Annotated in this window: 10 protein-coding genes; 7 read left to right on the top strand and 3 right to left on the bottom strand. The window is 60.8% G+C overall.

What is annotated here, in order from left to right; translation table 11 throughout:
• Positions 1-208 precede the first annotated feature (208 nt).
• Positions 209-619, bottom strand: coding sequence for a hypothetical protein (locus HWX53_RS13465; RefSeq protein WP_175941550.1), 411 nt, complete (start codon positions 617-619; stop codon positions 209-211).
• Positions 620-637: 18 nt separating this feature from the next.
• Here HWX53_RS13465 and HWX53_RS13460 point away from each other — a divergent pair, with 18 nt between their 5' ends.
• Positions 638-1,039, top strand: a complete 402-nt coding sequence (locus HWX53_RS13460) for a hypothetical protein (protein ID WP_241269919.1) — start codon at positions 638-640, stop codon at positions 1,037-1,039.
• 258 nt (positions 1,040-1,297) lie between these two features.
• Entirely contained in the window at positions 1,298-3,100 is a 1,803-nt protein-coding gene (locus HWX53_RS13455) for an alpha/beta fold hydrolase (RefSeq protein ID WP_175941549.1), read from the top strand.
• Between the two features lie 6 nt (positions 3,101-3,106).
• Here the strand turns inward: HWX53_RS13455 and HWX53_RS13450 are convergent, their stop codons facing one another.
• Together HWX53_RS13450 and HWX53_RS13445 are read right to left on the bottom strand one after the other, a co-directional pair.
• Positions 3,107-4,201 carry an aldose epimerase family protein gene (locus HWX53_RS13450; RefSeq protein WP_175941546.1) on the bottom strand — a complete coding sequence of 365 codons (1,095 nt, stop codon included), beginning with the start codon at positions 4,199-4,201 and terminating at the stop codon, positions 3,107-3,109.
• Between the two features lie 21 nt (positions 4,202-4,222).
• Entirely contained in the window at positions 4,223-5,410 is a 1,188-nt protein-coding gene (locus tag HWX53_RS13445) for a DNA-binding transcriptional regulator (RefSeq protein ID WP_175941545.1), read from the bottom strand.
• Positions 5,411-5,632: 222 nt separating this feature from the next.
• Between HWX53_RS13445 and xylA the strand changes: the two genes are divergently transcribed.
• The 5 genes from xylA to HWX53_RS13420 all read left to right on the top strand — a co-directional run bounded on the left by xylA (position 5,633) and on the right by HWX53_RS13420 (position 12,465).
• A complete protein-coding gene (xylA, locus tag HWX53_RS13440) occupies positions 5,633-6,949 on the top strand; it encodes a xylose isomerase (protein ID WP_175941542.1) in 1,317 nt (438 codons plus the stop codon).
• Between the two features lie 184 nt (positions 6,950-7,133).
• Positions 7,134-8,162 carry a D-xylose ABC transporter substrate-binding protein gene (gene xylF / locus HWX53_RS13435; RefSeq protein ID WP_175941540.1) on the top strand — a complete coding sequence of 343 codons (1,029 nt, stop codon included), beginning with the start codon at positions 7,134-7,136 and terminating at the stop codon, positions 8,160-8,162.
• Positions 8,163-8,224: 62 nt separating this feature from the next.
• Positions 8,225-9,796 carry a D-xylose ABC transporter ATP-binding protein gene (gene xylG, locus HWX53_RS13430; protein ID WP_175941539.1) on the top strand — a complete coding sequence of 524 codons (1,572 nt, stop codon included), beginning with the start codon at positions 8,225-8,227 and terminating at the stop codon, positions 9,794-9,796.
• Positions 9,793-10,995 (top strand): sugar ABC transporter permease, encoded by a 1,203-nt coding sequence (locus tag HWX53_RS13425; protein WP_175941537.1) that lies wholly within the window; start codon positions 9,793-9,795, stop codon positions 10,993-10,995. Before xylG ends, HWX53_RS13425 begins: the two co-directional genes overlap by 4 nt.
• A gap of 87 nt (positions 10,996-11,082) precedes the next feature.
• On the top strand, positions 11,083-12,465 hold the full coding sequence (locus tag HWX53_RS13420) for a 3-deoxy-D-arabino-heptulosonate 7-phosphate synthase (RefSeq protein WP_175941535.1): 1,383 nt from the start codon (positions 11,083-11,085) through the stop codon (positions 12,463-12,465).
• Positions 12,466-12,471 lie beyond the last annotated feature (6 nt).

The following is a 12,471-nucleotide window of genomic DNA, read 5'->3' as shown; positions in this document are numbered from 1 at the left end:
CCTCATTCAATGAGCCCGGCTGCGCCCGCTTCACGACTGTTTCGATTCCCTCCGCCGAAGCGACCATTGAGACTACCCACGTCAATACAGTGCGATTGACGCGGTTTCCATCAACCTTTGTTCAATAAGCGATGGTTAATCGGCGCGAATAATATAGATAATCTCCATTGACCTTCTATCGCGTCGTTTAAGTACAAACGGTCGGGCCTCATCCCCTTGCGACAGAAGGAAGAACTACCGGTTGACAGTTTGATGAAAAGTATGAGCCTGCAAAAACAGCAATCTCTTCTTGGTTAGCCGCGATATGTTTGCTAGCATGTAAACACCATCGAGTTGAACCAACAATGTCCTTGCCCGGTGGCGCAGGGTTCATCGTTAATGATTGTCTCGCACTGACAGTCTCATGCCGAACGTTGACGTAATGCTCACGGAACTTCGCACTCATTGACTGCGTTTCAATCTTCGCGTCAAGCGAATCGACGCTCATTCGCCGTGGCAGTCGGTTAATGGCATGACTGTGAAGATCGGCATTTCTCTTTGCTTTGACAGTTGAAAGCAGGCCAGTATCAACCGCCATCGGCTTTAGCGGATGGCGCGCAGTCGTGCGCCTGCGATCCATGATATTGCGGGAGGGAAAGTGGAAACCGAACTGAGTCTTAAACTAGCGAAGGCATTGCGACGTTGTGCCTCACATCGGCAATTGCTCACTTATCAGCGTTTCCATGCGTTGTGCGACAAGAGCGTGCCGCTGGCACAGCGCTATGCCGCTCTAGAGTCCGCAGTAAAAGCGCTTGGGGACGTCGAAGACATCGACTATGGCGTGCTTCTCGCGCTCGACAGCGGCTTGCCCGGAGCCGAGTTCTTTCAGCGTTATTTGCGCTACCGTCGCGGCGAATACGTCGCAATGATGGGCGACCCGAGATTTCATCGTCAGACGGTGGCCTCGAAGAAGGCCCTTGTCGCCCGCGAGCGCGACCGTGTCTACGCACATGCGCGGCTTGCTGCGCAAGAAGCCGTCAATCCTGCGATGGCCGCCTGACGTGAAGACAGCATGCGGGCGATCCCTTCGTCTACCACACCACAATGACTTAAGCGCCGCCATAGCCGCCAAACACTAGCGTATTCAACCGAAATGTCGGAAGCCGACATTGCGAAGTCGACTTGCTCAATATAATCGCGACAACCAGCACACCGACGCTGCGGATCTCGCACGACGAATCCCGCAGCAAAGGCGAGCAAAAGGGAAGCGGGGGCCTCCCTTGGGATTCGTGTACGTCGCCAGAGCGAGGACAGAACAATGAAACCGGTCGTATTCGGTGGGCGATTGGGGTGGCTGCATGCAGGAACGGGTAAGCGGGGCGTCGTGCTTTGCAATACCTATGGCCATGAGCATGTCTGGACCTATAGCGGCTTGCGTCTGCTTGCGGAGCTGCTCGCGGCTCGCGGTCTCTGGGTTCTGCGTTTCGACTACATCGGCACCGGGGATTCCATCGGCGACGACGCGGCGCCGGGCCAATTCGAGTCGGCAGTCGATGACATTGGCGCGGCAGTCGATTTCCTGAGAGAGCAGACGGGCGTCGAGCATGTGGCGCTTTGTGGTTTCCGAGTGGGCGCCGCGTTCGCGTTGCATGCGGCACTGCGCCGCCCCGTGGATGAACTCGTGCTGCTTGCGCCCGTTGTGAGCGGGCGCACGTACATGCGCGAACTGAACGTGACGCGCAAGACCTGGCTCGAAAAGCTCGCTGCGCCGTTGCGCGAAGTACAGCCGCAGGACGGTCCGCTGAACGTTCTCGGTCAAACCTATGGCGAAGACTTCAGGCGTGATCTTGAAGCCGTCGATCTGGCGGCCAGCGTCAAACAGTCGGGCATCGCTCCGGCGCCTCGCGTGCTGTTAATGCATGGACGTGTCGGCTCGAAAGGCGCGTTGCGCGATGCGCTTGCTTCGCTCGATGTCGATGTACAGGTTCAAACATTCGACGACCTAACGGGATTCATTCAGGAATCAGCCTTCACGGTCATGCCGCATGCAGCGTTCGCGCAGGCGGTGCAGTGGCTTGCCGACGGGACGCACGATTCTCACAACGCACCGTCGATTCCGTTTGGATGGCCCGACGACCTGAGCATTGAAACGCCCGAAGCCATCGAGTGGCCCGTGCGAATAGGCGAGGACGGTCTCATCGGCATCATGTGCGAGCCGCGCCGTCCCGTGTCGCGTGGGTCCGCATTCTTGCTTGCCAATACATCAGCCAGTTCGCGTGTCGGTGACAGCCGGCTCTCCGTACGCATTGCGCGCGATCTCGCAAGACGTGGCATCGCTTCGTTGCGTTTCGATGCGCGTGGCCGCGGCGATAGTCCCGCTGCACCCGGCGTGGGTCAGACCGATACGCCCTATAGCCGCATCTATCATCCGGTCGCGACGCGCGATACCGCGGCGGCCGCACGATGGCTCTCGCAACGCGGATACGCGTCGATCTACTCGTTCGGCATATGTTCCGGCGCCTATCACGCACTCAAAGCGGCCGCGTCCGAGCCCGCCATCACAGGCGTGATCGCCGTGAACATTCCGACGTTCAAGCAGCCCGAGGACAAGTCGGCGGACGAGATGCGTCAATCGACACGCAATTCGATGGCGGGCTACGCAGCGTCGATGTTCGAGTTGCAGAAATGGAAAGCGATACTGCGCGGCGAAAAAAACCTGTTGCGCGTGCTCGGCTTCATTGCGGCTTATGCCGGGACGCGCATGCGTTCGCGCATTGCCGACATGTTCCGCCTCGACAGCGCCACTATTGCGTCCATCGAGCAAGCGACGACGCCTCAAGCGATCGCTCGCGTGCTCGATGCAAAGGGCGTCAAGACCTTGCTCGTCTATGGCAGCTATGACGCGGGGCTCGATCTGCTGGCTGCGCATTGCGGCAAGTTGGGCGTGCGCTTGTCGCGATACCCGAATGTCCGCGTGATGACGTTTCCGGACATCGACCATTCGCTATTCAATCCGGCGAGCGCCGCGCAAGTCATCGCGCTGTGCGAGAGCGTCATCAAGGAAACGAACGCGCCGGTACGAGAGGGAACAATGGGCGTGCGCGCGCCCGCTGTCTCCTGAGCGACTCTATCGCACGCCGACGCGATAGCGCGTGGTCTGACTGTACCGCTCTCCGGGCCTCAGCACCACGCGCGACGCATCCGGCATATTGATCTGGTTCGGAAACGCACCGGCTTCGAGGCACAGTCCCGCATGAATGCGATACGGCTTGCCGTCGCGGCCCGGCACGCCTTGCAGAAAGTTGCCGGTATAGAACTGCAAGCCGGGCGCGTCCGTCGATACGGTCAACTCTCTGCCGCTCGCAGGGTCGTACAGCACCGCGACCTTGCGCACGCCGACATCATTCGTATGCGGCAGGATATAGCAATGGTCGAAGCCGCCGGCGCGTGAAAGACGAGCATCGGGCCAGTCCAGTCGTGCGCCGATCGGCGCGCCCGCGCGGAAGTCGAACGCATTGCCGACCACGCTTGCGCGAGCGATGGGAATCATCGCGTCGTCTATGTCGAAGAAGCTATCGGCGTCTATCGCAATGACATGGCCGCGTATATCGCATGCGCCAGGCGTACCGTCGCCGGACAAGTTGAAATACGCATGATTCGTCAGATTGATGGGCGTCGGTGCGTCCGCGACAGCATCGTACTGAATCGTGAGCGTGCCATCGTCGTCGAGCGCATAGCGCACGGTCGTTATGACGTTGCCCGGAAAACCGGCATCGCCTTCCGGCGACTCGTGAGTGAGTACCAATGCGCCGTCGCTCCCGCGTGCGCTCCAGATCGCCCGATGAAACCCCGCTGCGCCGCCATGAAGATGTTGCGAGCCTTCGTTGCGATCCAGTGAATAACTCACTCCGTCCAGCATGAAGCGGGCGTCGCGAATGCGATTGGCCCATCGCCCGATGATGCCGCCGAGATACGCGCGACCCTTGAGATAGGCTTCGGGCGTGTCGTGTCCGAGCAGAACGTCGGCGACGCGGCCCGCGCGATCCGCTGCATGCCACGAGACGAGCGTCGCGCCGAGATCGCTGATCGCGACTCTCATGCCGTGTGCGTTGCGCAGCGTGAAGAGACGCACGCTGTCACCGCCTGGCAGGCTGCCCCAGTGCTCGGCGGAGATTCGGTCGGCGTTCGTTCGGGCAGCGCCCTCGGTGTCGGCGATATTCATAAGTCGATACCCTTCATGGCGTCAGGCTGTGTGCGACGACGTGGCCTGAAGCCGTTCCTGATATTCACGCGGCGTGCAATCGAGCTCGCGCCTGAAAACGGCGTACATGTATTGCAGCGATGTGAAGCCACAGCGTATCGCCACTTCCGCACTGGGTATGTCCTGTTTCGCAAGCAATTGCTTGGCCACCTGTAGCTTGTGGCTGAGGATTTCCTGATGCACGGTGCAACCCAGTTCGCGCCGGAAGTGATCTTCGAGCGAAGAACGCGATACACCGACGTAATCGGCCACCTGGTCGGTCTTGATGCCCTGGCATCCGTATTGGCGGATGTAATGGCGCGCGCGCATCACGTAAGGGCTCGCCACGGGCTGATGGCGTGTGGATTCGAGCACGTTGATGCCGACCGGCGGCACGAGTATTCGCCGCCCTGCAAAGCGCGCCCCGCCGAGCATCTGATGCAGCAAGTGCGCGGCCGTTCGTCCCATTTCCTCTGTTCCCTGAATCACCGAAGAAAGCTCGATGCGTGTGAGTGAGCGCGTGAGCGGATCGTTGTCGATACCGATGATCGCGACTTCCTCGGGCACCGCAATGCCCGAAATGAGGCACGCTTGCAGCAGATGCCGAGCACGCGCATCGGTGACGGCGATGATGCCGACGGGCTTCGGCAGACTTTGCAGCCACGATGTGAGTTCGGCGCTCGCCTGGCTCCATACGGGGGCGCTGGTCGGCAAACCGCGATGGATCTCCGCTTCGAGTCCGTCCGCCTCGACCAGCGCCTGAAACGCGCGTTCGCGCTCCTGAGCCCAGCGGTTCTCGCTCGATTCCGGCAGGCTGTACAGCGCAAAGCGCTGCAACCCCGCGCTGATGAGATGCGTATAGGCGAGCGAAACGAGCTTGGCGTTGTCCGTGGCGATATAGGGCAGCGATGCGGGGTAACACGCCGCATCGTGATACGAACCGCCCACGGCGACGACAGGAAGCGGGCAATCGGCGAGCGCGTCGCAGACGGCGGGGTCATCGAAATCCGCGATGATGCCGTCGCCATCGAAACGTTCGATGCCGGTCAGCCGCGCCCTGAAATCCTCTTCGAGAAAGAGGTCCCAAGCGACCCGCGTAGAGAGCAGATATTGGCCGATGCCCGTGATGATCTCGCGGTCGTACACCTTGTTTGCGTTGAAGAGCAACGCGATGCGATGTGGACGATTCATGAAAATCTCTTAGCGGACTTAAGGGTTTTCCATATGTGAAGGGTGACTGCCGACTATGCAGCCGCTTCATTCTAATGGCATGCGTCAATCAACTCCGGCCATTGCCAAGAATCGCTAATCGCGCTGGCGAATTTCGCAATTGAAGCACCGGGCGCGCGGCTGGCAGCATGGCGTCACTCTAAAGCGCGACTCGAATGCGCGCATTCGAAAACAGGAGACGCGATGCCTTCGCTCGAACATCTTCCGAGCGCCCGTTTCGAGGGCGCGGGTTCAGACAATCCATTCGCTTATCGTCATTACGATGCCGACAAGATGGTCCTCGGCAAGCGTATGGCCGATCATCTGCGGCTTGCCGTATGTTACTGGCATTCGTTCGTGTGGCCGGGCGTGGATGTGTTCGGCGCCGGCACGTTCGATCGCCCGTGGCATAAGCAGGGCGATGCGATGGAAATGGCGCGCATGAAAGCCGACGCCGCGTTCGAATTCTTCGGGAAACTCGGCACGCCTTTCTATACGTTCCACGATACCGACGTCGCGCCCGAAGGCGCGAGCATTCGCGAATACGTCGACAACTTCGAGCGCATGCGTGAGTATCTCGCGAGCAAGCAAGAGGCAAGCGGCGTCAAGCTGCTGTGGGGCACGGCGAACCTGTTCTCGAATCCGCGTTATGCAGCGGGCGCAGCCACGAATCCGAACCCGGACGTATTCGCCTTCGCCGCCACGCAAGTGCGCGAGGCGCTGCAAGCCACGCTCGATCTCGGCGGCGAGAACTATGTGCTGTGGGGCGGCCGCGAGGGGTACGAGACTCTTTTGAACACGGATCTCAAACGCGAGCGCGAACAGCTTGCGCGCTTCCTTGCGATGGTCGCGGAACACAAGCACAAGATCGGCTTTAAGGGCGCACTGTTGATCGAGCCGAAGCCGCAAGAGCCGACCAAGCATCAATACGATTACGACGTCGCCACCGTGCATGGTTTTCTCACGCAATTCGGCCTGCAAGACGAGTACCGCGTGAACATCGAAGCCAATCATGCAACGCTTGCCGGGCATTCGTTTCACCATGAAATCGCGACGGCCTTTGCGCTCGGCATTTTCGGCAGCATCGACGCGAATCGCGGCGATCCGCAAAACGGCTGGGATACGGATCAATTTCCGAATAGCGTGGAAGAACTCACGCTCGCGCTATACGAGATTCTGCGCAACGGCGGCTTCACGACAGGCGGTATGAATTTCGATTCGAAGGTACGCCGACAGAGTATCGATGCCGAGGATCTGCTGCATGGCCACATCGGCGCAATCGACGTCATTGCGATCGCGCTCGAACGCGCAGCGAGGCTTGTCGAGAACGATCGGCTCGCCGAGTTGAAAGCAGACCGCTATGCCGGTTGGGAATCCGAATTCGGGCGCAAGCTGTTCGCGGGCGGCTATTCACTCGACGCACTGGCGAACGATGCCATCTCTCGCGGAATCGATCCCCGGCACGTGAGCGGCCAGCAGGAGCGCCTGGAGAATTGGGTCAATCGCGCGATCTACGGTTGAGCGACGCCAAAAAACGTTAGCGCGAGCGGTCGATTTCGCAATTGCAGCGCGGGCGAATAGCGGCCACTCTTCGAGTCGAAACAATCAAAGCGACGCCAGCGGACACGTATTCGCGGCGCACTGTATGTAACGCCGGGCGCTCTCGCACGACTACGCCCGCGGCCATCCAAAACAGGAGTGAGACATGAAATCATCCATTCGCCGTTCGGTATTGAGTTCGCTCGTCTGCGCCGCCATGTGCGCAGGCTTTTCACTGGCGGCGCCGCTCGCGCATGCAAGCAAGGACAAGCCCGAGATCGGCTTTTGCATCGACGATCTGCGTGTGGAGCGCTGGTCGCGCGATCGCGACTATTTCGTAGCGGCTGCCACGAAGCTCGGCGCGAAAGTGTCGGTGCAGTCCGCCGACGCAAGCGAAGCGCGTCAGATTTCGCAGATCGAGAACCTCATCTCGCGTGGCGTCGATGTCATCGTGATCGTGCCGTTTAATTCGAAGACGCTCGGCAATGTCGTGGCTGAAGCGCACAAGGCAGGCATCAAGGTCGTGTCGTATGACCGCCTGGTGCTCGATGCCGACATCGATGCCTATATCTCGTTCGACAACGAAAAGGTCGGCGAATTGCAGGCGCAAGGCGTCTATAACGCGCAACCCAAGGGCAATTACTTCCTGCTCGGTGGCGCGCCCACCGACAACAACGCGAAGATGCTGCGAGAAGGGCAGATGAAAGTGCTGAAGCCCGCTGTCGATCGCGGCGATATCAAGATCGTCGGGCAGCAGTGGGTGCCGGAATGGAGCGCATCCACGGCGCTGCGAATCACCGAGGATGCATTGACCGCGAACAACAACAAGATCGATGCGATCGTCGCATCCAACGACGGCACGGCGGGCGGCGCCATTCAGGCGCTAGCCGCGCAGAAGCTCGCGGGCAAGGTGCCGGTGTCGGGGCAGGACGCCGACCTCGCCGCGGTCAAGCGCCTCGTGGCCGGAACGCAGACCATGACGGTCTACAAGCCTCTGAAACTCATCGCAGGCGATGCCGCCAAGCTCGCCGTCGATCTCGCCAAAGGCGACAAGCCGGCATTCAACGCGAAATACGACAACGGCAAGAAGCAAGTCGACACGGTCCTGCTGCAGCCGACATTGCTGACCAAGTCCAACGTCGATGTCGTCATCAAGGACGGCTTCTATTCGCAAGCGCAACTGGCCGGCAATTAATGGTCCTGCGGGCGTTGCCTTAGGCGATGCCCGCTTCGTTCAGCACAGTCAGGACACCAAGCATGGCACAGGCGCTATTGGAGATGCGCGGCATCGCCAAGTCGTTCGGGGGCGTCAAGGCGCTCGACGGCATCGACCTCGTCGTGAATCAAGGCGAATGCGTGGGACTTTGCGGTGAAAACGGCGCAGGCAAGTCGACGCTCATGAAGGTGCTGTCGGGCGTCTATCCGCATGGAACATGGCAGGGCGAAATCATCTGGGATGGCAAGCCGCTTCGAGCGGCCGGCATTCGCGACACCGAGGAGGCGGGCATCATCATCATTCACCAGGAACTCATGCTCGTGCCGCAACTGTCGGTGGCCGAGAACATCTTCCTGGGTAATGAGATCACGCTGCCCGGCGGGCGCATGAATTACCCGGCGATGTATCAGCGCGCAAGCGAACTGCTAGGCGAGCTGAACATACAGGGCATTAACGTGGCGCAGCCGGTGATGAACTATGGCGGCGGCCACCAGCAATTGATCGAGATAGCGAAGGCGCTCAACAAGAAGGCGAGACTCCTCATTCTCGACGAACCTTCTTCATCGCTTACCGCGTCGGAAACGCAGATCCTTCTGGATATCGTGCGAGACCTCAAGCGGCGCGGCGTCGCCTGCGTGTATATCTCGCACAAGCTCGATGAAGTCGAAGCCGTGTGCGACACCGTGACGGTCATTCGCGACGGCAAACACGTCGCGACGCATCCGATGCGTAACGTGACCACCGACCGCGTCATCGCGATGATGGTCGGGCGCGAAATCACGAATCTCTTTCCGCGTCCGGCGAAGGAAGACCGGCAGCCGATCGGCGAAGTCGTGTTCGAAGCGCGTCACGTCACGTGCTTCGATATCAACAATCCGAACCGCAAACGCGTGGACGACGTGTCATTCGCGCTGAGAAAAGGCGAGATTCTCGGCGTCGCGGGGCTCGTCGGCGCGGGGCGGACCGAACTCATGCAGGCAGTATTCGGCGCATACGCGGGCGAGAGTGCCGCGCAGGTCATCGTCAAGGGCAAGCCCGTTTCCATTCGCACGCCCGGCGACGCGATCGCGGCCGGTATCGCCATGGTGCCCGAAGATCGCAAGCGTCATGGGATCGTTCCGCAACTGGGCGTCGGGCATAACATCACGCTCGCGGTGCTCAGGCGTTTCGCTAAAGGCGGACGTATCGATACCGCTGCGGAACTCGACACCATTCACACCGAGATGATGCGCCTGTCCGTGCGCGCCGCGCATCCAATGTTGTCCATCGCGAGTCTGTCCGGCGGCAATCAGCAGAAGGCCGTACTCACGCGCATGCTGTTGACGAATCCCGATGTGCTGATTCTCGATGAACCCACGCGCGGCGTCGACGTAGGCGCGAAGTACGAAATCTACAAGCTGATGTTCGAACTCGCGCAACGCGGCGTATCCATCATCATGGTGTCGTCGGAATTGCCGGAAGTGCTCGGTGTCTCGGACCGCGTGCTCGTCATCGGCGAAGGCCAGTTGCGGGGCGATTTTCTTAACGACGGCCTCACGCAGGAAGACATTCTTTCGGCCGCCATCGCAACGCGGCAGGAAACCGACTCAATCGATTCAGCGAGCCTCGCATGACTCCCGATCTCATTTCGACGCCCAAGCCAAGCAAGGACGAGAAGGGCGCGCCGCAGCCCGCCGGCCAGCGCATGAAGCAGCTATTCACGCGCTATAAGCTCTTAGCGCTGCTGCTCGCCGTCGCCGTCATCTGGCTGTTCTTCTCGTTCCTGACCAATGGCGCGTTCGTCACGCCGCGCAATCTCTCGAACCTGTTGCGGCAGATGTCGATTACCGGCATGCTCGCGTGCGGCATGGTATTCGTCATTATCTCCGGCGAAATCGACTTGTCCGTGGGCTCGCTGCTCGGGCTGCTCGGCGGCGTGGCCGCGATTCTCGATGTCACGTATCACTGGCCGATTGCGGCGACCTTGCTGGTCGTGATGGTGCTCGGCGTTGCCATTGGTCTTTTCAACGGCTGGTGGTCCACGTATCGAAGAGTGCCCTCGTTCATCGTCGGGCTGGGCGGCATGCTGGCGTATCGCGGCGTGTTGCTGGGTATAACCGGCGGTTCGACCATTGCGCCGGTGTCGGATTCACTCGTGTTCATCGGGCAAGGCTACTTGCCGCGCGTGGCCGGCGATACGCTTGCCATCGCGCTCTTCGCTCTGCTCGCAGTGTTGACGTTGCGCCAGCGACGCAGCCGTCAGCGCTATGGCTTGCCGGTTGTCGCGCCGTGGCAGGACGCCGTGAAGATTATCGCAGCGGGCGTGATTCTCTTCGCGTTCGTCGCGACGCTCAACCGTTACGGCGGCATTCCGGTCCCCGTGCTCGTGCTGCTCGCGCTGCTCGGCGTCTTCACCTATATCGCGACGCAAACGGTCTTCGGCCGGCGCATCTATGCGGTCGGCTCCAACTTGGAGGCGACGCGCCTCTCCGGCATCAACACCGATCGCGTGAAGCTCGCCATCTTCGCGCTGATGGGTTTGATGTGCGCGTTTGGCGGACTCGTCAATACGGCGCGTCTCGCGGCTGGCTCGCCTTCTGCCGGATCGATGGGCGAGCTCGATGCCATCGCGGCGTGCTTCATCGGCGGAACGTCGATGCGTGGCGGCTCCGGCACCGTGTATGGCGCGATCATCGGCGCGCTCGTGATGGCGAGCCTCGACAACGGCATGTCGATGCTGGATGTGGACTCTTACTGGCAGATGATCGTCAAGGGCGCGATTCTCGTGCTCGCCGTGTGGATCGACGTCGTGTCGGGAACCGCGCGTCGATAAGCGCAAGCAGCGAGGTGCCGGGCGGCAGCGGCCGCCCGCGCATCGACGAGGTAAAGTACGAGGCTACGTTTTATCCCTCGTGCTCTCATGTCTGCTCCGCTCCTGCTTCGACAAATATTGCGCGTCGTGGCGCGCCGCTACCGTTTGCCTGCGCTCGCTGCATTGTCCGATGGGTCGTCGGTACCTTCACCCGCCACGGCGCTTGCAATCGTCATCGAAGAGGCACGCTGCGCGATCTCGAAAGGCGAAGCGCCGACCATGGAGACGAAGCAGGCTTTTATCGAAGGGCTCGCACGCCTGATCGAGGAAGCCTTGCACGACGAATCCGGCGACCCGGTCTTCAAGGCCACGTTGCTCCGGCACCGCGTGGCGGAAGTGCGTGAATACGTGTCGCTGTCGGCGCACGCGAAACAGGATCGTCGATCCATTCGCGCCAGTGTGAACGCCATCGCTCATCCCGGCAAACAGCGCGCGTCGTCGGATGCGCAGCGCGAGGCGTTGGCGCAATTGCACGCTTATGCGTCATCGCCGTACTTTTCCGGCCTTGCCGATATCGCACAACGCCTGCTGGCCATTCCCGAATTCGCCGACGAATTTCAGTCCCGTGATGCCCTGACGCGGCTGATCGAAAGTCCTTCCTTGCTTCGGCTACAACGTCTCGAAACCCTGCTTCGGGATGAGCGCGTGCAGGCATATCTGTCGCTATGGGACCGGCATGGTCCGCGTTCCGGCAGCGCGCAAGCGGCCGCGGAAGGCAATGCCTCGCAGAAGCGCGGGGCAGCGGCCGAAGGGCGCGCCAGTCACGCGTTGCAGGCTATGGCAGACCGTCTTGGCGACGAAGCGGGTGATCGCGCCGCGTATCGCGTGGTGACCTCAATGCACGTTCCCGCGTCCATTCCCGGTCGCGCCGAACGCGCCAAGAGCGAGTGGGATGCCGTGCTGCTCAAACGTGCCAACAACACCGATGAAGCGCCGGAATGGGATGTCTGTCTGCTCGTCGAATCGAAGGCTTCTGTCGATGCAGCGACGACCGATCTTTCCCGGTTGCTTCGTGGTATCGAACTCCTTGCGCATGCCGAGGAAAACGTCTCGTACGCATTCGATACGGCTCAAGGCGCTGTGCGTTTGCGCGGTTCGTCGCTACACCGCTTGACGACCGACGAGGCCAGCCTGCAAAGCACCGTTCTTTACTGCTGCGATGCGCCTGCCGACACGGCGCAGCGCGTGCTCGGCGCGGGCAGCCGCATGCAGCTGCTGTCGGCGCCAGCGAGCCTCGATTACGCGTGCATGCTGCAGGATCATCGACCAGCCGATGTCCGAACGCTCGAACCCGTGTGGGATGATCTGCTGGAGTCGCCTCGCTGGCGCGGCGTGCTGGACCAGTACCCAATGCTGCAACGAGTGCGCGAACTCATGGTCCATACGGAAGACTTGCTGGTCGCAATCGATCAGGTCTCGCCGAATGAATGAATGCGC

This window comes from Caballeronia sp. BCC1704 (assembly GCF_902833455.1).
Taxonomy (GTDB): Bacteria; Pseudomonadota; Gammaproteobacteria; order Burkholderiales; family Burkholderiaceae; genus Caballeronia.
The sequence above is the reverse complement of the archived record's forward strand: the minus strand, read 5'-3'. Positions and strand labels throughout refer to the sequence as shown.

Bases quoted from the DNA above. Each gene is read 5' to 3' on its own strand.
- HWX53_RS13465 (WP_175941550.1), bottom strand. From the start codon at position 619: ATGGATCGCAGGCGCACGACTGCGCGCCATCCGCTAAAGCCGATGGCG.
- HWX53_RS13455 (WP_175941549.1), top strand. From the start codon at position 1,298: ATGAAACCGGTCGTATTCGGTGGGCGATTGGGGTGGCTGCATGCAGGA.
- HWX53_RS13450 (WP_175941546.1), bottom strand. From the start codon at position 4,201: ATGAATATCGCCGACACCGAGGGCGCTGCCCGAACGAACGCCGACCGA.
- HWX53_RS13445 (WP_175941545.1), bottom strand. From the start codon at position 5,410: ATGAATCGTCCACATCGCATCGCGTTGCTCTTCAACGCAAACAAGGTG.
- xylA (WP_175941542.1), top strand. From the start codon at position 5,633: ATGCCTTCGCTCGAACATCTTCCGAGCGCCCGTTTCGAGGGCGCGGGT.
- xylF (WP_175941540.1), top strand. From the start codon at position 7,134: ATGAAATCATCCATTCGCCGTTCGGTATTGAGTTCGCTCGTCTGCGCC.
- xylG (WP_175941539.1), top strand. From the start codon at position 8,225: ATGGCACAGGCGCTATTGGAGATGCGCGGCATCGCCAAGTCGTTCGGG.
- HWX53_RS13425 (WP_175941537.1), top strand. From the start codon at position 9,793: ATGACTCCCGATCTCATTTCGACGCCCAAGCCAAGCAAGGACGAGAAG.
- HWX53_RS13420 (WP_175941535.1), top strand. From the start codon at position 11,083: ATGTCTGCTCCGCTCCTGCTTCGACAAATATTGCGCGTCGTGGCGCGC.